Source organism: Ruminococcoides sp. (genome assembly GCF_057037865.1).
Genome location: NZ_DBLZMS010000010.1, coordinates 3,514 through 27,537, shown reverse-complemented (window position 1 = coordinate 27,537; position 24,024 = coordinate 3,514). Strand labels below are relative to the sequence as shown.

Below are 24,024 nucleotides of genomic sequence, written 5' to 3'. Positions count from 1 at the left end.
ATACTTTGGTAAACAACAATCTTTACGGAGGACAAAATGAAGAAAATTATAAATAAAAAATCACTCAAGGGTACGCTTGCTGTTATGTTGTGTGCCGTTATGGCGTTTTCTGTCTGTGCCTGTGACTTTGACTCTGGCACAGAACCAACCAAAACGGATGCACAAATTCAGTTTGATAAATATTGTGACGATTTGTTTTCGGAAGAACTTGAGGATGACGCTCTTACTGCACATTTTGACATTTCAAATCCGTCGGACTACGGTTTGAAATATGACGAGGAGGACTATACCCTCGGTCATGTGTCCGATGAAGAAACAAAAGAATCCTTTGATGAACTGAAAAAGGCAAAAACGGATTTGGAGGAGTTTGACCGTTCGGGACTTACTTCTTCTCAAAAGCAGACATATGACACCCTTGAAAGCTACTTTGGAATTCAGCTTTCATATGATGGTACAACAGAATTGCAGAGTATATTTGCACCGCAGTCGGGAATTGTTGCAAACCTCTTTACCACCCTGTCCGAATTCACTTTCTATGAAAAGGATGATACCGACCTTTACCTTGCTGTTTTGAAGGACACAAAACGCTATATGGACGAGTGCATTGAGTTCACAAGGAAACAGGCTGAGGACGGTTACTTTATGGCTGAAGATATCGCACAGCAGTCAATTGACGAGTGCGAAAAGCATATTAAGAATGACAAGTCCGTGCTTGTTGACGAGTTTGAGTCGAGAATAAAGTCACTCGGTCTTAGCGATTCCGAGAAAAAGACTGTTGTCGAAACCAATAAAAAGTATTTTGAAGAATACTACATTCCTGCTTTGAAATCAGCAAATTCAGCACTTGAAAGTCTCAAAAAATCAGGCAAAAACGAAGAAGGTCTTTGCGGTTACGGCAAAATCGGCAAAAAGTATTATTCGGCAATTGTCAAAGACAAAACAAGCAGCAGTATGACTCCCGAGGAGCTTAAGTCATACCTTACAAACAGCTTTACAAAGGTTGGAATGAGCATGAGCAATGTTTCACAGGATGACTTGAGCAAATTTCAGGACTACAAACCCGACTTTAAGGACGCCGATGAGGTGCTTGAATTTTTGATTAAGAATATCGAGGAGGACTTTCCGACTCCCGTTACAACCTCTTACACGGCAGATTATATGAGCGATTCCGCAAAGAGCGACAATGTGGGAGCGTACTATGTTCAGGGACGAATTGACGATACAAGCGTTAATATCATCAAAATCAACCCCGACTTTGCAAATAAGGGTATGACTCAGATGTACACAACTCTTGCCCATGAAGGCTATCCCGGTCATCTTTATCAGTTTACCGCATCAAATGCAAACAAGGATATCCCGAATGTCCGCAAGATTTTAAGCTTTATCGGCGCAACCGAGGGTTGGGCGCAGTATGCCTCGAAATGTACGCTTGATTACCTTGATACAAGCGAAGGCATTAAGAAGCTTATCTACGCAAATGATATTCTCGGCTATATTCTCTATTCCATGGTCGATGTCGGTGTGAACTACAACGGCTGGGATTATGAAAAAGTCAAGGAGTATATGTCAACGGCACTCGGTTCGGCTGACAGCGAGAGCGTTACAGCCGCAACAAAAGAGGCGTATGACCTTGCCCGTTCAAATCCGGGTTATTTTCTCCCCTATACCGTAGGCTACCTCAAGATGATTGATATGCGTGAAACAGCCGAAAGCGAGCTTGGCTCAAGCTTTGACGCAAAGGAATATCACACATTTATTATGAATCTCGGAATCACAAGCATTGATGTCTATGAAAAAGCCCTTGATATGTGGCTTGAAAGCAAAAAGTAAATTTTTGGTGATAATCTTGAATATTTTTTACAGGTATGATATACTTAACTCATTGATATGATAAATCTAAATTGGTATGGATTTTTCTAAGATGTGATTCTTATTTTCGCCATACACTCATTATGGGTGTATGGCGATTTTTATTTTACGCAAGGGGTGTTAATATGGGCGTTAAAACGGAAAACAAAATGGCTTATGAACCTGTCAACAAACTTATAATTCAAATGTCGGCACCGCCGCTGATTTCAATGTTTTTTCAGTATTCATACAACCTTGTTGACAGTATGTTTGTTGCGGGTATAAATGAACAGGCGCTTGCGGCAGTATCGCTTGCATTCCCGATTACAACGCTTATGAATGCGTTGTCCGTGTGGATAGGTGTGGGTGTTAATGTTTTGATTGCAGGTTATTTGGGACAGAAAAATCAGCAAAAGGCAAATTCTGCAGCGGCTCTCGGAGTGGTAATTTCGGTAGTTGTCGGAGTGCTGATAAATTTTCTTTCGCTTTTCATAATAAATCCCTATTATTCGGCTTTTACGCAAAACAAAGAGATTTTTGAATACGGAATTGCGTATATGAGCGTCTGCGTTTTTATGCAGATACCAAATATGGTGCATATTGTAATTCAAAAAATACTTCAGGCAACAGGCAATATGATTGCTCCGATGTGGTTTCAAATTGCAGGTGTTGTATTCAATTTCGTGTTTGACCCTTTGCTCATTTTCGGCATAGGTCCGTTTCCGAAAATGGGTGTGGTCGGAGCTGCAGTTGCCACGGTTTTAGGCTATGTTGTTTCAACAATCATTGCGTTGATACAGCTGTTTTTTACAAAACAAAAGGTTAAGCCGGTGTTTAAAAACTGCCTTGAACCGCAGATGATAAAGCTGATATTTTCCTACGGATTGCCCTCGTTTGTTATGAATGCGTTGGGAGCATTCACCGTGAATTTTGCAAATATGTTTTTGGTGCGATATTCGGACACGGCGGTTGCATTTTTCGGAGCATATTTCAAGGTTCAGCAGTTGATTTTTATGACGGTGAACGGACTGATTCAAGGCTGTTTGCCTATAATGCGGTTTAATTACAGAGCAAAAGAGTACGGTCGCCTTAAACAAGCAAATAAGAGCGGAACAATTATCGCGACTGTTATGATGATTGTCGGTATGCTCTTGGTGCTGATTTTCCCGAAAGAGATATTGTTTTTGTTTTCGGCATCGGAAGAAATGTGTGCTTTTGGAGTGCCGGCAATGAGAATTATGTCACTCGGATTTGTGTTCAGCGGCTTTTCCGCAATGATTGCAACCTATGAACAGGCAACAGACAGTATTATGCCCGGCGTTGTAGTTCAACTGTTGCGACAGGGCGTGCTGTTAGTCCCCGTAATTTGGCTTTTAAACAGCGCTGTTCAAATGACAGGCATATGGCTTGCGTTCCCAATTACAGAATTTGTCACATTTCTTGTTGCTGTTGTATTTGCAAAAATTAAAAATCATTGAATAAATAAAAATAACAACCGCCAAAACCCGATATAATGGATTTTGGCGGTTGTTTGTTATTTAAAATATGTTTAATTTTAAATTGTTTTTGCAAAAACATTACCAGATGATTTTGCTCTGAAAATTGTTTTTACGAGCAAGAATGTTATGTAAACATAAAGTGCGGTGTAGATGATTGCCGTAAATTTAAGGCTAATAAGCTCGTATGAGAACAGATAGTAGCAATAGCCTCTCAGGCTTATAAGCGTTGACACAATCGGAATCCACAAATGCTTTGCACTTACCGCCGCATAGACAATTAAAATAATGTCAAGCAGATAACCGTAGCGTTCGTGCATTGACGAAAGAAACATGATACAGGTGAACACAGTCCACGCTGTTGTCAGAAGAAAAGTTTCAAGGCTTTTCAAATCAACCTTTTTATAGATGATAATGCACATCATAATTCCGAGTACGGCAATTGTCAGAAAGACCGAAAACTGCTTGAACAGATAATAATATGTCATATCGTTTCCGTCACATATTAGTGCATAAAAGTTCGGACAGTTCATCTGAATAAGCTTTCCGTAGTCGGTCTGTTCAGCGTAGATTGTGATAATATCGATAAACGGTCTACCCATAATAATTGCAGGCAGGCACATTATCACATCAACCGCAGGAATTATAAAGAAATGCAGAATCGAAATTTTCTTTGTCGAAATCCAGTAATAAAGCAGAACGGGAATGATGAATACGGTCTGCAACTTGAATGCAAACGCAACGCCGATGAACACAAACGATGCAATCGGCTTGTCTTTGTGCAAAAACAGTATTGCAAGGATTATAAACGAGGTGTAAATTGAATCGCATTGCGCCCAAAACGATGAGTTAAAAATCACCGTTGCCGAAAGAAGTACGGCTGAGTAGGTGAGTATCGCTTTGAGCCGTCGGTTATTCTTTGCAAACGAATAAACAAGCATTGCGGTTGAAATTGCAAGTACAAAGTCAAAGATTATTGATACGATTTTGTACGCATACAGAGCATTTAGCGGCAAAAGAGTCATAAGATAGATTATGACTTGATACGGAATGTTGTAGTTACCCACCTGAGTTGCAAGCCCCGTAAAATCATTCAGCTTGATTATGCTCCACCACGAATTTAAAAAGCTGTTGAAATCATCGCTTTGAAAATCTATTCCGCAGGCTCTTATGACAATCGCAATTATACTCACTGCCCCGAGTAAAAACAGAAGAATGTTTTTCTTTATAAAGTTAATCGCTTTACTTTCGATTTTTGTCATGGCAGAGTTCCTTTTTAATTAGATAAACCCGATTTTCTTCATAACCTTGCCCATTGTGCGGCTGCTGATTTTAAGGGCAATTTCATCGGCTTTTCTGTAACAGCTTTCAAGATATGCCTTGTCTGCAACAAGCTTTTCGTAGCGTTCACGAATCGGACGAAGTTCTTCAACAACTGCCTCGCCTACAGCTGTCTTGAAGTCGCCGTAGCCCTTGCCGTCAAAATCCTTTTCAATCTGCTCGTATGAAAGACCTGTAACTGCGCTGTAAATTGCCATAAGGTTATTTACGCCGTCTTTGCCCTCCGCATAGCGAACCTTTGCCTCGCTGTCCGTAACGGCTCTCTTGAACTTCTTCATTATAACCTCGGGTGCATCAAGAAGATGTACACAGCCGTTGACATTTTCATCGGACTTGCTCATCTTTCTTGTCGGGTCCTGAAGACTCATAACCCTTGCACCGTTCTTTGGGATGAAACCGTCCGGAATCTTGAACACATTGCCGTAAATACCGTTAAAACGCTCTGCAATGTTTCTTGTAATTTCAATGTGCTGTTTCTGGTCTGCACCGACAGGCACTTTGTCAGCCTGATAGAGAAGAATGTCGGCAGCCATGAGTACGGGATAAGTGAAAAGACCTGCGTTGATGTTGTCGGCATGCTTTGCAGACTTGTCCTTGAACTGCGTCATTCTTGAAAGCTCGCCGAACTGTGTGTAACAGCTGAGCGCCCACGCAAGCTCTGCGTGAGTGTGAACATGACTCTGAATGAAGAAAAGACTTTTTTCAACATCAATACCGCAAGCCATAATTGAAGCATAAGCATCAATTATATTCTTACGCATAACGGCAGGAGTCTGTCTTACCGTGATTGTGTGCAAATCTGCAAGAGCGTAAATGCAGTCGTATTCGTTCTGCATTGTAACCCAGTTGCGAACCGCACCGAGATAGTTTCCGAGTGTAATTGTTCCGCTGGGCTGTATTGCGCTGAATACAACCTCTTTTTTTGTCTGATTTTCCATTATTCCCCTCCGTGATTAAAGACTGTTTGCATACTCGCCGAGGATTTTGATTCCTCTTTCAAGCTGTTCGTCAGTCGGTGTTGAAAAGTTTATTCTGAAACTGTGACAGGTTTCGTTTTCGTCAGTTAAAAATGCGTTGCCCGGAACTACGCAAACCTTTTTGAGAACGAGTTCTTTGCAGAAATTCGGCATATCAATATCCTCGGGCAAGTCACACCAAATGAAAAGACCGCCGTCAATTTTATGATATGTGATTTTTGGTGCGCAGTATTTGTCAAGAAGCTCCATGCAGAAGTTCGCTTTCTTTGTGTAGATTTCACGAAGCTTTGCAAGATGAGCGTTAAAGTCATACTTTGTGATGAATTCATCGCATACATATTGTGCCCAGATATTTGTATGTACATCGTTGCCCTGTTTGCACACAACAAGCTTTTGAAAAATCGGCTTTGGTGCAATTGTGTAAGCAACACGCATACCCGGTGAAATTACCTTTGAGAATGAACCGGCATAGATTACAATTCCGTCCGTATCAAAGCTTTTTATGTTCGGAACATATTCACCGCTGTAACGCAGGTCGCCGTACGGGTTGTCCTCAATGATGAGAACACCGTATTTTTTGGCAAGCTCATAAACTTTCTTACGCTTTTCAAGGCTCATTGTAACACCCGAAGGATTTTGAAAATTCGGAATTGTGTAAATGAGCTTTGCGTTCGGATTGGCTTTTAAAGCCTCTTCAAGCTTTTCTGTGCTCATACCGTCAGGCTCAACGGGAACACCTGCAAGCTTTGCGTTGTAGCTTCTGAATGTGTTGAGCGAGCCGATGAATGACGGTGCCTCGCAGATTACAACATCGCCCTCGTTTACAAGAGCCTTTGAGCATAAATCCATAATCTGCTGTGCGCCTGTTGTGATGAGAATGTCGTCATTGTCAGAGCCTGTGTTATGCTCCTTTTTCATATATTCCGTAAGGTGCTTTCTCAGCGGAGTGTAACCCTCCGAAACGCTGTACTGTAAAACCGAAATCGGATCTTCTGCAAAAACCTTTGCCGAGATTTCCGCAATCTCCTTTGAGGGAAATGCATCGGGCGACGGGTTTCCTGCCGAAAGCGACACAACGCTCGGATCGGCGGCATATTTGAAAATTTCTCTGATAGCACTCGGCTTCAGGTTTGAAACCCTGTCGGAAAACCTGTATTCCATAAAAATATCTCCTTTTAAGATGATAAGGATTTTTTAAAATTCCATACCCTGTAATTCTATCACGAATTGCATATATGTTCAAGAAATTTGACTGTTTTTACTGCGATTTTATTCAAAAAATGTGTAATTTATTATTTTGCATTTGTAAATGTTAATTCACGGAAATTGTATTTTTTGTGCTTTTTGTATTGTTTTTGATGAGTTTCTGTTGTATAATCTAAGTGATAATGTCCTTACGGTCAGAGCAAGGCTTGCTTTGATTCAAACAGGAGTACACTGCGCGTAATTAATACACTTATATAATTCATTGAATTCAAATTGAATTTAAAAATCTTCGGTTTGGGAGAGTAACACTATGAGCAGAAGAAACGATTACGATTATTTTGATCTTGATAATTTCGATGACAGCATTGATTCCCGTGAATATCGTCGCAGACAGCAACAGCGCCGTTCTGCAAGCTATGCCGCAAGACCGTCATCACAGCGTCCAGTCAGAAGACCTGTAAAAAGAAGAAACAAAAGAAGAACCAGAAACAGAATTATTATCGTTGTGAGCGCATTGGTAATTCTGTTTGTTATTATTTTTATTATAACTTCAATTTTTAAGGGTTGTTCAAAGGAAGATGCCCTTGCAAGCGTTCCCACGGGAACAGTGGGTACAACGGCATCTCCCGACGAAACCGCAAAATCTTCGACAGCTAACAAAGCAGACGAGCTTTCTCCTACATACTTTATGACACCGAGCATAAAGGACGACAATACAAACGGAACTCTTTCGTACGGCATTTATGTGTGGAACAAAATAGGCTACGAATTGTTCGGCAGTGATGATGCAAGAGCGCAGAACTACGCTCAGACAATCAACGGCTTTGCAGACAAGTTCGGCAGTTCCGTAAAGGTTTATGATATGATTGTTCCTAACCATACCGAAATGGGACTTCCGCAAAGACTCAAAGACAGCGACGCTCCGTCAACCTCACAGGCTGACAACATCAAGGCGGCTTATGCGGCTCTTTCCGATAAGGTAACTCCGATTAACTGCTACAACCGTCTTGCAGAACATAATACAGATTACATCTACTTTAAGAGCGACCACCATTGGACAGGCCTCGGCGCTTACTATGCTTACACAGCATTTGCCGATACAAACGATTTGCCCGTTCTTTCGCTTGATGATTGCAAGGAACAGAAAATTGACGGCTTTACAGGCTCGTTTACCAACTCGGCAGACGGTCTTGACAGCGATACGGTAAGTTATTGGAAGTTCCCTTATAATGTAACAATGGATATCACACAGGCAGACGGTTCTTCCGCAAGCTATGACAGTCCCTACTATGAAGCCGCAGAGGGCGGTTCAAACACCTACGGTGTGTTTATTATGGGTGATAATGCCCTCACGGTTCTGAAATCAGCTTCGAAAAATGCGGCGGCAGGCAAGAAGATTGCTGTTGTAAAGGAAAGCTACGGCAACGCTTTTGTTCCGTATCTCACCAATAACTACGAAGAAGTTCATGTTATCGATTTCAGATATTTCAAACATAATCTTGTTGATTACTGCAAAACCAACGGAATTGACGAGGTGCTTTTTATGAACGGTGTAATGAGTGCCAACACTCAGGTTCAGCTTGACAGTATGAGCGGACTTTTTAACTGATATCATATCGGGTAAATTCTTGTAAGGAGGTGTATGCCGATGATAGCAGACAGCGTGAAGGTGAGCGTGTTCGGAAAAATAAGCGATAAGCTGTATTCGGCACAAATTACCTCCGTTTCAGGACGCTGTAAAAGTGCGTATGTGATTTCGCACAAACCCGTAACAGAATATTTTGAGGGCGTTGTGGTTGCCGTTGCCGAATTTGACGGCCTTGACGGCGAGCGTCCGATAATCTCACAATACGGTGAGGTGTTTTATGAGCCCGAACTGCGACAGGTGCTTTCAAAACTGAAAAATATTAAGCTGAAAAGCATTGTGTGCCTTTACGAAAAGTCGTGCGGTGCGGTTATCTTCTACAAAAGCAGACAGAACACGAAAATTCTGCTTGTAAAGAACAGCAACGGCAGATATTGGAGCTTTCCGAAGGGGCATATTGAAGACGGTGAAAACGAACATCAGACAGCAATCCGTGAAATTAAAGAGGAAACAGGTCTTGATGTCGTGATTGAAAAGGGCTTTCGTGAAATCAGCGAATACTGTCCTTTCGGTAAAATTCGCAAACGGGTTGTCTTTTTCCTTGCACAGGCATTTACGGATAATGTCAAAATTCAGGAGGAGGAAATTGACAGTTATATTTGGGTTGATTTGCAACAGGCACGAAAAATGTGCTCCTATGATAATGATTTGAGGATTATTGAGAAAGCTGAAACGGCGATTCATCTTCTCAGAAACTAAAAGCCGACAATTTAACACGAAATTTACAGGTACACGGCGGTGTGCCTGTTTTTTTGATTTTATAAAACATTTTCTGTAAATTAAAAATGTTGAAAAAAAGCAAAAAATACCACTTGACATGTGGATTATACAGAATGTAATCTAATTTCCCCGTTACAATCCTGTATCCAAAAATGTGGAAAACCTATTTTTTTAATGTTAAAAGTTACAACTTTGTAAATTTCGTGTAGTATCGGGATTTTTTAACATCACTTTTAACACTTTCAACATAGTTTTCCACATTGATGTTTAAAATGTTGAGTTATACAGAATGTATAAGTGCAAATTTAGAAAAATAAATCGCAAATTTGTGATTCAAAAAAACATTTTTTTCTGCGATTCAAATTGTGGCAAGGTAATATATGACAATCTATACTCATAAAATACATCGGCGAGGTGTGTTTTATGAAAAAGGAAACCGTGAAAATGAGGCGTTGGGGGCTTGTCATTGTTCCGCTGATGATAATTGTGTTCAAAAATCTTTATTCGCTGACAAACGGTGCGTTGCTCGGCATATTTTTCGGTGCTGTAAACGGCAGTATGTGGGAGCAGACCAAGGTTGTTATGCTTTCCTACCTTGTGTGGAGTCTTGTTGAGGCAATCGGAAAACGCTCGGGATTCCATCGCTTTGCCGTGTCAAGAATAATTTCGCTGTGGTTTGTCGGAATATTCTGTCTTGCGTCATATCTGCTAATCTATGCACTCGGTGTTGAAAGTGCAGGTCTGCCAAGGTTCATTTGTGCAATTGCCGTGTGTTTTTCTGCGTTTGCACTCAGCGCAAGGCTTGAATACGGCGAAAGAAAAATTGAACAGCTTTTTTTGCCCTGCGTGTTTATGATGTTACTTTTGATTGCCGTGTACTGCAGTTTTACAGTGTTCCCTCCGCACATGATACTTTTTGAGGACATACAAACGGGAATGTACGGCATAATTCCCGAATACATCGACTCCGGAGCGATTGCTCTTGATACATTGTACAGAGTTTGAGTTTTTAAAAACAAATGGCTTAAAAGTATTTAATAATTTGAATTGTTATGTTATAATAGATAGCAAAATGAAGCGGTGTGTCCCATGCAGACACAAAAAATAAAAAGGAAACCGAATAAGGCTGATTATGATGAAAAACGAAAGATTTGAAAATACAGAACAAAAGCCTGATGTGATTGCAGGGCGAAATCCTGTAAGCGAGGCTGTTCGCAGTAATCGCCCAATTGACAAAATTCTTGTTGCAAAGGGTGAAAAGAGCGGTGCGATTGTGGGAATCCTCGCAAAAGCCCGTGACAAGAAAATTCCCGTTAAGGAGGTTGACCGCACAAAGCTTGATTATGTAAGCGGCGGCGCAACTCATCAGGGTATTGTCGCATTTGCGGCGGCAAAGGATTATTCAACGGTTGACGATATCCTCAATTATGCCGAAAGTAGGGGCGAAGCTCCGTTTGTTGTTGTGCTTGATGAGGTTGAAGATCCGCATAATCTCGGTGCAATAATCAGAACCGCAGAATGTGCCGGAGTTCACGGAATTATTATTCCGAAACGCAGAAGTGCCGGTTTAAGCTACACGGTTGCCAAAGCGTCTGCAGGCGCAATTGAATATATGCGTGTTGCAAGGGTGACCAATATTGCGGTTACACTTGATGAGCTCAAAGAAAAAGGCGTGTGGGTTTACGGCGCAGACATGGACGGCACGGATTATGACGAGTGTGATTTTTCGGGTGCGTGTGCAATTGTTATCGGCAACGAAGGTAAGGGCATTTCAAGACTTGTCCGTGAAAAGTGCGATGTAATAGCGTCATTGCCCATGAAAGGTCAGATAAATTCCCTTAATGCGTCGGTTGCCGCAGGAATTTTGATGTACAAAGCGATGAAAAACCGCTGATGTCAAATTGAAAATTGAAAATGTAAAATGTAAAATTTATGAAAGTACATGTATGTAGGGGTAGCCTTGCGACCGCCGCCGGTGGCGGAAAAAGGGAGCAAAGCGCTGTCTGAAATAACGAGCAAAAGGCAGTGCATTTATGCACAACGCATTGCAACTATATTTCAGACGGGAGGATATCATCCGCCCGCCTTGATGAAATTTGATGTTTAAATAAAATCATTTGATGTTATCAAAGTTGTGTGTTTAAATGTCAATGACTGTAAAAACAGAGAGTACCGCTCGGGTGGCATAGTTTCCGATAAATCTAACTATCTGCCCGAGAGTAAATAAAAAGGAGTGAATGCTTTGGCTGATATGGACAAGGACAGGCTTAAAGAGCTTGAAATCGAGAGCATACTCGAAGAAACCCACTATCTTGCCGATCAGGAACGAATGGAGCAGACGGCACAGAAATACCGTGCAAAGCCGAAGATTGAAGAAATTTTCAGCAATGCCGATAAAAAGCCGAGGTTAAAAAATACAAATCCGCTTGATGAATCCGAACCTGATACTTCAAACTCAATAGTCGGGGATAAGACTGCCGCCACAATGCAGGCAGAGCTTATAATGGACGGAAATGACGATGACCTTGTAACTCCCGAACAGCTTAAAGCAGAGGCTGAAAAAAAGGCTGCGGAAAAAGCCGAAAAAGCCAAGCGTGAGTATGAGGAGGCAAAGAAAAAAGCCGCCGAGGAAGAAAATAAGATAGTTACCCTCACACCTGAGTATGATGAAAATACAGAATTTTCGGGCGAAGTGCTCGGAGAGGTTGACCAGTTTCGTGACGAGGCTGAAATTAAAAGCTACCATACCATAGATATCGACATTCCCGAGGATAAGCCAAAGGAAAAGACCGAAACCAAAGAAAAGAAAGAGGCTTCGCAGACTCCCGTTCATCAGTTTCCGAATACAGAAAAACCGCCTCGCAAGGTGGTTGCAAAAGTTCCCGTGTATCGTCCCGATGAACCGAGAAATATTCTCAATGTCAAGGCAGGCAGATTTTCCGAGGCTGTAGCGAATGAGTATGAGGAGTATGTGCGTTCAAAGAATCCTTCTGTAATCGCTCATGTGCTTCGTCCCGAACCGACAATCGTTGATGAGGAGATTGCCCCGACCGAGGAAAAGCATAAGGATAACCGCCCTATAGGCGAAAAGGTTATTTCTGCCCTTGTCGGAATCTTTTCAAAGGATGAATCCGACGATAACGATACCGTAAAAGAGGAAAATTCAAAGCCTGTTGAGGATTATACAGGCGAGGAGGACGAAAAAAGTATTCTCTATGAGCTGAATCATAATATAAGAAAGCTCTTTATGAGAAGTCTGTTGTCGGGAATAATTGCAGCAGTTGTGGTCGTTCTCACAATCGTTACAAGAATTTTTCCGAATGCAATATGTTCGGCAGTTCCTTTTGCACCGGCGGCATACGCAATTTTGCTGTTTATTCTTATGGCGGCGTCGCTTGTGCTGAACCGTGTGGCAATGCTCAGCGGACTTTCGCCGCTTGTGCATATCAAAGGTAATTCCGATACAGCCGTTGCCGTTGCAGGTGCGGCAGGAATGGTTCAGATAATTGTGTCATTCTTCTGCCTTGGCGATTTGAACGGATTTCATGTGAACTACTACACGGTAATTCCTATGCTTGCGTTCTTTGCAAATAATGTGGGAAAGCTTTATATGGTTCTTCGTGTAAAGGACAATTTTAAGTTTGTTTCGTCAAAGGGACAGAAATATGCGTCAAAGATTTACAACAACGAGTCTGTTGCAATGCAGATGATGAGCGGTACTGCCGCCGACCGTCCGATAATTGCCTATCAGCATAAGACCAAATTTCCGTCAAACTTTCTCAAAATATCTTATGCACCCGATCCGAGCGAGGATTTGGCGTCAAAGCTTGCCCCGATAACAACAATTGCATCAATAATCATTGCGGTAATGTACGGTGTTGTTAAGCTGTCATTTGCAGACGCTTTAAATGCATTTGCACTTATTACGGCGGTGTCTGTGCCTGTGGCAACACTTCTTTCTGTTAATGCCCCCGTGAGAAAGCTCTGCAAAACTCTGCTTTCCTACGGCTCAATGCTTTCGGGTTATCCGTCGGTAAAGCAGTTCTGCGACAGTACGGCTATAATGATAGATGCAAATGAATTGTTCCCTGCCGAGTCAATCTCGCTTGAGGGCATCAAAACCTTTGAGGATTACGGCATTGATGAATCTCTTCTCTGCGGAATTGCAATTCTTAAAGAGGCTCAGAATCCGATTGCAAATGCTTTTGATTCGGTAGTTGCAGAAACCGAGGAAACACTTCCCGAGGTTGAAAGCGTTCTTTATGAGGATGAAATCGGACTTGTGGGATGGATTAAGAGCGAAAGAATCCTTGTGGGTTCACGCACGCTTATGGAAAAGTACAGCGTGGAAGTTCCGAATATGGAATATGAGGAGAAATATACTTCTCAGGGCAGACAGGTCACATATCTGTCAAGAGCAGGCAGACTTGTTGCAATGTTTGTTACAAGATACACTCCCGACGCTCAGCTCAAGGCTGAAATGCAGAGAGCCGAAACCAACGGAATAAGCTTTCTCATCAGAACAACCGATTATAATGTTACAAATGACCTTGTTGCAAAACTCTACGATTTGTTCTACCGCAGTATCAAGGTGCTTCCGACAGGACTCGGAAATGTTCTCAGGGAGGCTGAGGATACGGTTGAGGAAACCTCCCGTTCATATCTCATTACAAACGGCAAAGCCGCATCGCTTGCCCGTGCAGTTACGGGTTGCGTAAAAATCAAGCACAATATTTCGCTTTCAATCATAATTCAGCTGATTGCCGTAATTTTCGGATTGCTCGTTGCGTCAACACTTTCGCTTTATGCCGGTGTACAGGTTATGGGTTCGCTTGAAGTGCTGATTTATGCGTTGTTCTGGGGCGCCGCCGCTGTTTTTGCTCCGGCTGTCCAAAAACCGTAGGAAAGGATGTAAAATATGAAAATAGCTCCGTCACTTTTGTCTTGTGACTTTTCAAAAATGGGTGAAGAAATTGAAAGAATGGATCTGGCGGGCGCCGATTGGATGCATCTTGATGTTATGGACGGTCACTTTGTTCCGAACATAACCTTTGGCGCTCCCGTAATCAAGGCGGTAAGAAAGTTCTCAAACCGCCCGTTTGATGTTCACCTTATGATAAGCGATCCGCTTAAATATATTGACGATTTTGCCGATGCAGGTGCGGATATCATCACCTTCCATGTTGAATGCGACTCTGACATTGATGATACAATTGCGAAAATCAAGTCAAGAGGAATCAAACCCGGACTTGTTCTAAAGCCAAACACTCCTGCTTGGACAGTATTTCCGTATCTTGAAAAGCTTGACCTTGTACTTGTTATGACGGTTGAACCGGGCTTTGGCGGACAGAGCTTTATGCCCGAGATGATGCCGAAGGTTAAGGAAATCAAGAGGGAATGCCAACGCAGAGGTCTGAACAATATCCTTATTGAGGCTGACGGCGGAATCAGCAGAGATACCATTGAGCAGGCGTCAGAGGCAGGCGTTGATGTGTGCGTTGCGGGAACAGCCGTTTTCAGAGCCGCAGATCCCGCAAAAGCAATTGAGCTTTTTAAATCATTCTGATAAATTCTGATAATAAGCAAGCCCGAATCCGATATTTCTCGAATTCGGGCTTTTGTTTTTTATATGAAATGAACAGGCGTAAAACACTGAAAATTCTTATATTGTAATTGTCAATATATGTAAAAACGGTCGATAAAAAGGCAATATACACAATAATAAGCACGAAAATTTGTACAAAGCAACAATTTCACCGTTATTTTGCACAGATTTTTAGCTAAAACATTTCCGTTAAAAGAATAACAGATTCATTGCCCGAACAACTTAAATGTGCTATAATTTAGTTGTCCTCGGGAATTTTGTACTGTTAAAGTTTCCGAAGCTTAGAAGTATTGCCACAAAACTGTGGCGAACGGTAATTTTATTTTATTAAAGGAGCAGCAAGTATGAAAAAAATTCAGAAAAAGCTTTCTGTGGTTCTTGCGGTAATGATGGTGCTGTGCATGTTCACAGCTCTGCCTTTCTCAGCAAGTGCTGCCGAAACAAGCGAAGAAACAAGTGCAGGCAACAAGATCAATGTTACATCAAATGTGGCAGATCCTGTTTCGTATGATTACAATGCACAGACAAAGCAGGTTGTTGTCACTTACCTTCTCAAGGCAGATCACATGATCGTTAATGCACAGAGCAGTCTTACATACGACAGCAAGGTTCTCAAGCTTGCATCAACAAATACAAGGGAAAAGGTTTTCCCTGTATTCCAGAGAAGCATCGTTTGGAATCCAAGCCTTACAAATAAGGTTCTCTTCACCTGCTCAAGCCTTGATCTTTTCAACTTCAAGTCAGAGAATGTTTATTGCACATTTACATTTGATGTTGTAGGCAGCGGTGACACAACAGTAAATCTCAATGTTGATTATCTTACAGGTACAGAGGCTGATACACGTGATGAGCTCTTCGAAAGCGAAAAGAAGGACATCGGTTATATTGACAATAGTGCTAACAAAGTAGCAGGTGCTGCATTTACTGCAAAGGCAGTTCTCGTTCAGGGCGAAGAGCCAACAACAGCTCCTCAGCCTACAACAGCAACACAGCCAACAACAGCAACACAGCCAACAACAGCAACACAGCCCACAACAGCAACACAGCCGGCAACACAGCCGACAACAGTTGCTCCTTCGGATGTTCCTACAGACGGCTACTATGTATACGGCGACAACATCAAGCTCAAGCTTACATCAATCGGTACAGATAAAGTAGGCGGAAAAATCGCTCTTCAGAAGGGTACATACACATTCAAGATTGATAACTATGGCACACTTCTCGGTTACTCTAAGACATTTACAGACACAACAAAGGGTCTTACATTCAACAAGAAGTTCAAGAGCAGCACAACACTCGTTGCAACAGGCGGTACATACACATTCCAGTTTAACACAAAGACAAACACACTCGTTGTTAAGTATGACAAAAACCTCCCGAATGATTACCTCATCGGTGACCTCAACACAATTCTTTCGCCTGTAAAAGGCAGAACTATCGCAGTTGGTTCAACATATCTTGCAGCAGGCACATACAAGTTCAAGCTTTCTGCAGATAATGTGGTTTACGGTTACAGCAAAGTAATCAACAACACAACAAACGGAAATTCACTTTCACTCAACAGCAAGTATTCAAGCTACCTAACACTCAACGCAACAGGCGGTACATACACATTCACACTCAACACAAAAACAAAGAAACTCGTTGTAGGTTATGTTCCTACAAAGGATGAGAAAGCTGATGATGTTCATGTATCGGGCGACATCAACCTCGTACTTGATGACAAGGGCGGCGAGAGCAATGTTGCAAAGGGTACAGTAAAGCTTAGTGAGGGTACATACTCATTCAAGGTTTATAACTACGGTACAGCATACACAATCGGTTCAAAGATTGTTGACAGCGGTACAAAGAACCTCAAGAGCTCTTACACATCTAATGTAACACTTATCGCATCAGGCGGTACATATACATTCAGCTTCAACAAGACAACAGGAGCACTTAAAGTAACTAAAAAATAATCATTGATTATAATTTAGCGGTGTTCGTCACTTGTTCGTAAGCGAATAATAAGACATAACTGAAATTATTAAAAAATGCATCAGATCCCGAAAAAGGTCTGATGCATTTTTGTTTTGTATAAAACCCGTACGGCGACTTGCCGTCGGCAAATCAAATTATATTATATACAATATAAATTCGTATCCCATGCCGGAATGTATGGGTGGTGGCGGAGAAAGATTTTGTAGTCGGGATTCACGCTGTGAATGTATAGTGCAAGGCGGAAAATATCCTCAAATCTGTGGTATGCCGAAAAATTCAGCTTTGGTTTGCAGTTTTCCATTGTTTTCTGCATACCGATGAGGGTTTCCATATCCGCCCCCTCAACATCGGCTTTAATGTAGCCTGCCGCCATTCCGCAGAGAATCGTATCGACTGTCGCAACCTTTGTTGCAACGCCCTTGTCGGCAATTGCGCTGTTGCGACCGGCCTTGTTGTTGAATATAAGCTCCGTGTTTTTACTGTATGAGCCGAGTTGCCAAAGCGACACATTCGCCATGCCCTTACAATGAAGCTTCAGCTTTTCAAAATTCTTTGCGTTAGGTTCAAATGCGATTATACGCTTGTAACTGCCGTTTGTGTAGTGCAGAAATTCGTCAATCGTGTCGCCGTTGTATGCGCCGAGGTCAACATAGCTTTCGTTTTCACTGAGATTCAGAATATTGCCAAAAGCCTCGTCCTTGTCGGTTGTGACAGGGGGAAGGAGGTTAATTCTGCCTGTGTAGTAGAATTTCAGAATGTTTTCGTAAACCTTTTTTGAAAGGTCATCGGCAAGCAGACTGTATGCACTTTCAATTTGCTCTTTATTTTCGGTAATAAAATCATCGTCAAAAAGTTTGTTCCCAAAAACGGGAACGGAGGGGACAAGCGTTTCGTGCTTTTCGGAAATTTTCGTTATGTGTTCCATAACATCGGGTAGCTGGCTTGCAAAGCAGAGGGCGATTATAATGTCGCCGAATTCGGTTTCAACATCGGAAAGCTTCTTCACCGTGAAATCGTGGAATTTCTGCCCACGCACAAAATCATCACTTGCAATAACGGCAGACGCTTTGATTCCGTATCGGTCAAATGCGGCAAGAACCTTGTCCGCACCGTCACCCATTCCGTAAAGCACAACAGGCTTTCCGCAATTTTTCAGTCGTTCCCATACAGATATTTCGTTTTTTAAAAGTTCGGTTATATTAAACATATAGATACTCCAATTAGTGTATATGGCATTGTAATTGTTGTCGCAATTCTGTAGGGGCGTTCATTGGACGCCCGTCTTGATGAAATTTTATGTTCACACACATATGTTTTGATGTGAAGAAAGCGGTGTATTGTTTTGTAGCGGCGAACCTCGTTCTCCCGTCTGAAATATAGTCGCAATGCGTTGCACATAAATGTGCTTCCTTTTGCTCGTTATTTCAAACAGCGCTCTGCTCCCTTTATCCGCCACAGGCGGCGGTCGCAAGGCTACCAATCGTTTTGGTTGCAAAACCAAAACGAATAAATACAAATTATATGTTTCAACCGATTATAATACCGAATTGAAATTATCATTTAGTCAATTCTTGTTTGCACACGAATTGATTGGCGATCACTGATCGCCGCTACAGTAGAACAATATCTTTGTGACATTTATATAATTTGTCCTTATCGCAAATATTGTGCCGTTACTTGGCGGGCGTCCAATGAACGCCCCTACGGGTTTGCAAAGCAAAAAAAGTATAAAAAAACGCCCACCCTACTGGGTGGACACTTTATATGTTGGCATCTCCCTATTTTTCCGGGCCGTCACCAGCCAAGTATCTTCGGCACCACTGAGCTTAACTTCTGTGTTCGGTATGGGAACAGGTGGACCCTCAGCGTCATCAACACCAACTTATTAACTTTTGTCTCTCTCTTGAGAACAGTATTGATTATACTACGGGCTGCACCAAATGTCAACACTTTTTTTAAAAAAATTTAAAAATTCTTTTAAAACCTTGAAAAGCCCGTATTTATCCCGATTTATCGCCGTTTTAACCGTCATTGAACCCAATATATACTTGATGCGGTGAAAAATTATACATATTTTGGCTTGTTAAAGCGTAAAAAATAGGATGCCGTTGTTTGCCGTAAATTATTGACTAAACGGATAAAAATGTGTACAATTAAATAGATTAGAACAGATTGGGATGTTTAGAATGAATAATGTAAATAAGTGTAAAATGCTTTTGTCGTCACTCTCTGTATTCAGAGGTATAATGAACAGAAGCGTTCCGAAAGCCTTTTATGAACTTTTGCTTTCGCTCGACAAAAAGCCTGAGGAATTTCTCGGTGCATACGGCAAGCTTTGCTCAATGCTTTGCGAAAGAGGCTGTGCGGATAAGTTCGCATTTGCAATCAGCGAAACGGCTCTTTTTGACGACAACTGTTTTGCCCGTGCCGCAACAGCCGGCAGACAGGGCGAGTTACCCGAAAATGTTGTTTCTGCCGTTAAGACAGACTGCGACGCTATTTTAACAGCCGCAAAGCTTACTTCCGATGAAGTGCTTGAGGCATATACCTATGCCGATGAAATCAAGGAGCTTATTCCGATTCTTCCAAAGTGGCAGACAGGCAAGTGCGCTCCGTGCTTTGACGGATTTGACGGTTCACTTGACAAGCTTTCTGCCTATTATAAGGAAAACGGTTGCGGAATGTTTGCCCGTTACAAGGCATTCATCTGGCGTGACGGTGACATTCAGCCTGTTGAGCATCCGGACAAGATTGATATGGATACATTTACGGGATATGAGCGTCAGAGAAGTCAGGTTGTAAACAACACACTTTCATTTATTCAGGGCAAGAGCTGTAACAACTGCCTGCTTTACGGTGATAAGGGTACAGGTAAAAGCTCAACAGTCAAGGCGATTGCAAACGAGTTCCGCAAGGACGGACTCCGCATTGTTGAAATGCCTAAGGACAGGCTCATTGACTTTCCGCTTCTTGTTGACAAGATTGCCGCTCTTCCGCTTAAATTCATTATATTTATTGATGATCTTTCGTTCCAGCATCAGGATCAGAGCTATACAACCCTTAAAGCCGTGCTTGAGGGCGGACTTGCGGCTCGTCCCGATAATGCGTTGATTTATGCAACATCAAATCGCAGACACCTTGTTAAGGAAAGCATTTCCGACAGAACGCATACTGTTGATGATATCAATGTTCGTGACAATATGCAGGAAAGTCTTTCGCTTTCGGACCGTTTCGGTCTTGCAGTCTGCTACACAATTCCTTCAAAGAATGATTTTCTTGAAATTGTATATTCTCTTGCAGAGCAGAGAGGCGTCAAGATGACTCACGAAGAGCTTGCACTCGGCGCTGAGCAGTTTGCACTTTCAAGAGGCGGTCGTTCGCCAAGATGTGCAAGACAGTATGTTGAATCGCTGTTTTGCTGATTAATCGGAGGTCAGTTATGAAAACAAAAATAATTTCAATTGCTCTTGCAGTTGTGACAATGCTTTCGGCAGTTGCGCTTTTCAGCGGTTGTTCTGACGGAGAATATCCTGTTGAGGTGGCAAACATCACGATAGAAAGTCAGCCAAAGAACATAGTTGTTCTTGATGCGCCGACAGCCGATATCCTCATCGCAACAGGCTATGACAGATATATTGTGGGCAGAAGTGATGAGGTTGACCAGCAGTCAATCGCAGTTGCCCCGAGCGTCGGTTCATATGAAAATCCCGATACCGACAAAATTATCAATTCCGGCACAAACCTTGTGTTTGCAGGTCAGTCAATAAATGAGGACGCAAAGAAGAAGCTTCAGGACAAGGGTATTCAGGTTGTTACAATGTCACACGGTGACACTCCCAAGCAGGTTGAAACAAACTATGTGACAATCGGCAAAATTTGCGGCGGCACAAAAACGGGCGCAAAGAAGGGTGAAGATACCTACAATGAATTGCTTGATAAGATGAACAACTACAAACAGCAGGTTAATAACAGAAATTCCGGCATTCTTGATACGGTTTGTTATCTCTATACAGAAGACGACAGACTCAAGATGATGACAAGCGGAACATACGGTGATATGCTCCTGGGCTATACGGGGGCGGTTAATGCCGCAGTAAACATCAGCGACAACAATGTTGATGTTGCAACTCTCAAGATTGCAAATCCGAACTTTATCTTCTATGCAGACAAAGCTACTCTTGATAAAATTAAGGGCGATACAACACTAGCAAGTCTTGGCGCAGTTAAGACAGGCAAAATTCTTGAGGTTTCGCTTGAAGAAATGTCAAGACCCGGCAATACTGCTTTGGAAGCACTTGAAAAAATGGTTTACTTTATGTATCCCGACCTCAAGCCAAAGTCCGCAACAGACACAACAAAGGCTCAGGATGCGACAGCGTCAAAGACTGACGCAACAACCGCAAGCGATTCAAAGTCGGTTGCCGATAAGTATAAGCTTACCATTACATCAGACCTTTCACTCAAGCAGGAAGATGAAAATGACACGGTAAAGGCTATGCAGCTCCGCCTGTATAACATCGGTTACATTGCCGACAAGGACAATGTGACAGGCTACTACGGCGAAGTAACAGCCGAGGCTGTTAAGAAATTCCAGAAAAACAACGGTCTTAAAGAAACAGGTACAGCCGATAACGCAACTCTTGTATTGCTTTTTGACAGTTCAGCGAAAAAGGCGAAATAAATCAGAAAATTGAAAATGTAAAATTATAGTCGGGAAGACAGTTTGCAAAATGCAAAACATTGTCTTCCCGACTGTTTTTTTATATGTGATTTACCGATATACCGTAGCGGCGATCAGCGATCGCCATTTGATTTGGTTGTAAAACCAAATCAATAATAGATGCCGCAATAAAATTGTGATAATGCACGGTCGAACCGATTTTGCAATCGTTTCGATTGGCGGTCACTGACCGCCGCTACAATTAAACCTTAACATTACGGTGACACACCGTTAAAACAGTTCCGGGTGCATTCGGCTGTAGTGAAAAATGTACTGCTGGGCGATGCCTGCGTACTGACCGAAATCGTCACCGTTCATATTCGGGAACAGCTTTTCCATTGCCCGTTTCATCCACACATCAATCGGAAAAGCCTCAATTCTGTGCATACCGAAAAGAAGTGTGCAGTCGGCAACCTTTTTGCCGACGCCCGTAATTTTCATAAGCTCCGCTCTTGCGTCTTCATAGCCAAGCGTGAAACAGCTGTCAAGATTCACCTCACCGTTTGCAACCTTTTGTGCCGCATCAATAATGTAACGGTTGCGAAATCCTGCCCTCAGCGGTGCAAGGCCATCGGGCGAAAGTTTTGCAAGTGTTTCGGCTGTCGGGAACGCAAATTCTCCGTCACCAAGCGATGTGCCGAAGTTCTCGCACAAACGCTCAACAATGCCCTTGATTCGCTTTATATTGTTGTTCTGCGAAATGATGAATGTGCAGAGTGCCTCAAAAGGCTCTTGTCTTAAAATCCTTATGCCCGGGGCGTACTTTGCCGCCTCGTTCAGAACGGGATGTATTGTGCTGATTTCTTCACGGATTTTCCCGTAATCAAGCGAAAAGTCAAAGTAGCTGTACCAGATGTTTTTGAAGTCGTCAGCCGTTGCATTTTCAATGTACATATCCGTTTTGTCAAGGCTGACGGTTACGCTTTTGCCGTAGGCAACACCGTGAAAAGAACCGTCGTCCTGCGACTTCCAACGAAAGCTCTGACCGCAGTCGAGAGTCTGCGCAAGGTCAAGGTCATGCACATCGGTTATTTTGATTTTGTTGTCGAGTTCAATACATTCCATGATTTTCACCGCCGAAATATTCTTAATAAAGTATATCACATTCGGGAAAATTATGATATACTTTATTTAAAATGAAAAATGGAAAATTGAAAATGGAAAATGAATGTCGGGAAGATAGTTTGTTTGTAAAACAGATTTCAGTCCCGACTGTATTTCAGACAGGAACTCATTGAACGCAAGCCTTGATGAAATATTTTGTTTAAACACATATGTTTTGATATGATGAAAACGGTGTGTTATAACCACCACATTAACTCAAAAGGAGAATTATTGTGAAAGAAACTATCTGCACAATTCCGATTAATGATATATTTATGCCGAAATGCGGTTGTCCGTTTTGCCGAATGGAGAGTATGCTTGAGGAGCAGTATGTAAAATTCATTACGGGCGATGCGATGATGGAGCCTAATATCAGGATTGAAACCAACAAAAAAGGCTTTTGTCACCGCCATTTTTCGCAGATGTTTGAAAAAGGACAAAAATTGCCGAATGCGCTTATTCTTGAAAGTCATCTTCAGGAAATTATTGATAACGATATACCGAAAAAGCTGAAGGGCAAGCCTGATAAGAAACAGCTTGAAGTTATTAAAAAGCGACTTGATTCGTGTTATGTATGCGACAGAATTGAGTGGGATATGCACCATTTTTGCGACACGATTTTTGTTGAGTGGGCAAAGGGAGAGGAGTTTTATAAGCTGTACAACGAACAGCCGTTTATCTGCTTTAAACACTACGATTTTATTATGAATGTTGCAACCCAAAAGAGCAAGCTGCCGTCAAAGCTTTTACCGCAGTTCTATGCCGAAACAGCAGGTCTTACAAAAAAATATCTGCTGTCGCTTAAAGAAGATATCACATATTTCTGCTCAATGTTTGATTACCGCAACCACGGCAAAGATTGGGGAAGCTCCAAGGATTCAATTGAGAGAAGTATTGAATTTTTGACAGGCGAAAAGCCGTAAACGGCGAGCCGATTTTTTATGTTCGTGAAGATAGTTTGTAAATATCAAAAAACATATTATGCCCGAGCGAAAGGTTTAATTAAATGTAAAATTGAAAATTGAAAATGGAAAATTAATGTCGGGAAGACAGTTTGCAAAATAAAATGCAATGTCTTCCCGACTGTTTTATTAATATGAAATTTACTGTTTATTTATATGGCGAACACGGTTCGCCGCTACAGATTATACACTGCTTTTATTGCATAAAAATCTGTATGTATAAACATATAAATTCATTAATGCAAGTCGACCTTCACCGTTCATGAAGATAGTTTGTGAATGTCAAAAAACATATTATGCCCGAGCGAAAGGTTTAATTAATGTAAAATTGAAAATTGAAAATGGAAAATTAATGTCGGGAAGACAGTTTGCAAAATAAAATGCAATGTCTTCCCGACTGTTTTATTAATATGAAATTTA

17 protein-coding genes and 1 rRNA gene are annotated in these 24,024 nt (G+C 41.9%); 12 read left to right on the top strand and 6 right to left on the bottom strand.

The genetic code is table 11. From position 1 onward, the window contains the following. The first annotated feature begins 36 nt into the window (after positions 1-36). Positions 37-1,830 (top strand): DUF885 domain-containing protein, encoded by a 1,794-nt coding sequence (locus AC2HW8_RS09070; RefSeq protein WP_484311754.1) that lies wholly within the window; start codon positions 37-39, stop codon positions 1,828-1,830. Positions 1,831-1,994: 164 nt separating this feature from the next. Beyond that, a complete protein-coding gene (locus AC2HW8_RS09065; protein ID WP_484311756.1) occupies positions 1,995-3,326 on the top strand; it encodes an MATE family efflux transporter in 1,332 nt (443 codons plus the stop codon). Between the two features lie 77 nt (positions 3,327-3,403). On the opposite strand, the gene AC2HW8_RS09060 is transcribed toward AC2HW8_RS09065, so the two are convergent. From AC2HW8_RS09060 to AC2HW8_RS09050, 3 genes are read right to left on the bottom strand one after another with little or no spacing between them, the layout of a single operon-like run. Continuing rightward, complete coding sequence (locus tag AC2HW8_RS09060) at positions 3,404-4,606, bottom strand: hypothetical protein (protein WP_303793110.1); 1,203 nt, start codon at positions 4,604-4,606, stop codon at positions 3,404-3,406. A gap of 18 nt (positions 4,607-4,624) precedes the next feature. Beyond that, a complete protein-coding gene (gene trpS, locus AC2HW8_RS09055; RefSeq protein WP_021882890.1) occupies positions 4,625-5,623 on the bottom strand; it encodes a tryptophan--tRNA ligase in 999 nt (332 codons plus the stop codon). 15 nt (positions 5,624-5,638) lie between these two features. After that, the gene (locus AC2HW8_RS09050) at positions 5,639-6,823 is read right to left on the bottom strand and encodes an aminotransferase-like domain-containing protein (protein ID WP_484327451.1); all 1,185 of its coding nucleotides are present in this window, start codon (positions 6,821-6,823) and stop codon (positions 5,639-5,641) included. Positions 6,824-7,178: 355 nt separating this feature from the next. Between AC2HW8_RS09050 and AC2HW8_RS09045 the strand changes: the two genes are divergently transcribed. From AC2HW8_RS09045 to AC2HW8_RS09015, 7 genes are all read left to right on the top strand, one after another. Further along, a complete protein-coding gene (locus AC2HW8_RS09045) occupies positions 7,179-8,477 on the top strand; it encodes a DHHW family protein (RefSeq protein ID WP_484327450.1) in 1,299 nt (432 codons plus the stop codon). 33 nt (positions 8,478-8,510) lie between these two features. Then, the gene (locus tag AC2HW8_RS09040; protein WP_242961763.1) at positions 8,511-9,212 is read left to right on the top strand and encodes a bis(5'-nucleosyl)-tetraphosphatase; all 702 of its coding nucleotides are present in this window, start codon (positions 8,511-8,513) and stop codon (positions 9,210-9,212) included. Between the two features lie 444 nt (positions 9,213-9,656). After that, positions 9,657-10,238: a DUF6512 family protein gene (locus tag AC2HW8_RS09035; RefSeq protein ID WP_482594584.1), complete on the top strand. Its 582-nt coding sequence runs from the start codon at positions 9,657-9,659 to the stop codon at positions 10,236-10,238. A 130-nt stretch (positions 10,239-10,368) separates the two neighbouring features. Beyond that, positions 10,369-11,127: a 23S rRNA (guanosine(2251)-2'-O)-methyltransferase RlmB gene (gene rlmB, locus AC2HW8_RS09030; RefSeq protein WP_484327465.1), complete on the top strand. Its 759-nt coding sequence runs from the start codon at positions 10,369-10,371 to the stop codon at positions 11,125-11,127. A gap of 348 nt (positions 11,128-11,475) precedes the next feature. Further along, the gene (locus tag AC2HW8_RS09025) at positions 11,476-14,136 is read left to right on the top strand and encodes a hypothetical protein (protein ID WP_303829038.1); all 2,661 of its coding nucleotides are present in this window, start codon (positions 11,476-11,478) and stop codon (positions 14,134-14,136) included. A 15-nt stretch (positions 14,137-14,151) separates the two neighbouring features. Continuing rightward, a complete protein-coding gene (gene rpe, locus AC2HW8_RS09020; protein WP_303670917.1) occupies positions 14,152-14,799 on the top strand; it encodes a ribulose-phosphate 3-epimerase in 648 nt (215 codons plus the stop codon). A 383-nt stretch (positions 14,800-15,182) separates the two neighbouring features. Next, positions 15,183-16,796: a hypothetical protein gene (locus AC2HW8_RS09015; RefSeq protein WP_304022820.1), complete on the top strand. Its 1,614-nt coding sequence runs from the start codon at positions 15,183-15,185 to the stop codon at positions 16,794-16,796. Between the two features lie 161 nt (positions 16,797-16,957). Here AC2HW8_RS09015 and AC2HW8_RS09010 read toward each other — a convergent pair whose 3' ends face one another. Further along, positions 16,958-18,025 (bottom strand): FkbM family methyltransferase, encoded by a 1,068-nt coding sequence (locus AC2HW8_RS09010; RefSeq protein ID WP_484320176.1) that lies wholly within the window; start codon positions 18,023-18,025, stop codon positions 16,958-16,960. A 558-nt stretch (positions 18,026-18,583) separates the two neighbouring features. After that, positions 18,584-18,700 (bottom strand): 5S ribosomal RNA (gene rrf / locus AC2HW8_RS09005). A 304-nt stretch (positions 18,701-19,004) separates the two neighbouring features. Between rrf and AC2HW8_RS09000 the strand changes: the two genes are divergently transcribed. Beyond that, a complete protein-coding gene (locus tag AC2HW8_RS09000; RefSeq protein WP_117951336.1) occupies positions 19,005-20,240 on the top strand; it encodes an ATP-binding protein in 1,236 nt (411 codons plus the stop codon). Between the two features lie 17 nt (positions 20,241-20,257). Continuing rightward, on the top strand, positions 20,258-21,499 hold the full coding sequence (locus AC2HW8_RS08995; protein ID WP_484327449.1) for a peptidoglycan-binding protein: 1,242 nt from the start codon (positions 20,258-20,260) through the stop codon (positions 21,497-21,499). A 270-nt stretch (positions 21,500-21,769) separates the two neighbouring features. Here AC2HW8_RS08995 and AC2HW8_RS08990 read toward each other — a convergent pair whose 3' ends face one another. Continuing rightward, complete coding sequence (locus tag AC2HW8_RS08990; RefSeq protein ID WP_484327448.1) at positions 21,770-22,603, bottom strand: DNA-3-methyladenine glycosylase family protein; 834 nt, start codon at positions 22,601-22,603, stop codon at positions 21,770-21,772. Between the two features lie 272 nt (positions 22,604-22,875). Between AC2HW8_RS08990 and AC2HW8_RS08985 the strand changes: the two genes are divergently transcribed. Next, positions 22,876-23,565 (top strand): DUF6062 family protein, encoded by a 690-nt coding sequence (locus AC2HW8_RS08985; RefSeq protein ID WP_482603873.1) that lies wholly within the window; start codon positions 22,876-22,878, stop codon positions 23,563-23,565. Positions 23,566-24,024 lie beyond the last annotated feature (459 nt).

Coding starts and splice junctions, on each gene's coding strand:
- AC2HW8_RS09040 (WP_242961763.1), top strand. CDS start 8,511: ATGCCGATGATAGCAGACAGCGTGAAGGTGAGCGTGTTCGGAAAAATA.
- AC2HW8_RS09000 (WP_117951336.1), top strand. CDS start 19,005: ATGAATAATGTAAATAAGTGTAAAATGCTTTTGTCGTCACTCTCTGTA.
- AC2HW8_RS09065 (WP_484311756.1), top strand. CDS start 1,995: ATGGGCGTTAAAACGGAAAACAAAATGGCTTATGAACCTGTCAACAAA.
- AC2HW8_RS09035 (WP_482594584.1), top strand. CDS start 9,657: ATGAAAAAGGAAACCGTGAAAATGAGGCGTTGGGGGCTTGTCATTGTT.
- rlmB (WP_484327465.1), top strand. CDS start 10,369: ATGAAAAACGAAAGATTTGAAAATACAGAACAAAAGCCTGATGTGATT.
- AC2HW8_RS09045 (WP_484327450.1), top strand. CDS start 7,179: ATGAGCAGAAGAAACGATTACGATTATTTTGATCTTGATAATTTCGAT.
- AC2HW8_RS09015 (WP_304022820.1), top strand. CDS start 15,183: ATGAAAAAAATTCAGAAAAAGCTTTCTGTGGTTCTTGCGGTAATGATG.
- AC2HW8_RS09070 (WP_484311754.1), top strand. CDS start 37: ATGAAGAAAATTATAAATAAAAAATCACTCAAGGGTACGCTTGCTGTT.
- AC2HW8_RS08995 (WP_484327449.1), top strand. CDS start 20,258: ATGAAAACAAAAATAATTTCAATTGCTCTTGCAGTTGTGACAATGCTT.
- AC2HW8_RS08990 (WP_484327448.1), bottom strand. CDS start 22,603: ATGGAATGTATTGAACTCGACAACAAAATCAAAATAACCGATGTGCAT.
- AC2HW8_RS09010 (WP_484320176.1), bottom strand. CDS start 18,025: ATGTTTAATATAACCGAACTTTTAAAAAACGAAATATCTGTATGGGAA.
- AC2HW8_RS09060 (WP_303793110.1), bottom strand. CDS start 4,606: ATGACAAAAATCGAAAGTAAAGCGATTAACTTTATAAAGAAAAACATT.
- rpe (WP_303670917.1), top strand. CDS start 14,152: ATGAAAATAGCTCCGTCACTTTTGTCTTGTGACTTTTCAAAAATGGGT.
- AC2HW8_RS09050 (WP_484327451.1), bottom strand. CDS start 6,823: ATGGAATACAGGTTTTCCGACAGGGTTTCAAACCTGAAGCCGAGTGCT.
- trpS (WP_021882890.1), bottom strand. CDS start 5,623: ATGGAAAATCAGACAAAAAAAGAGGTTGTATTCAGCGCAATACAGCCC.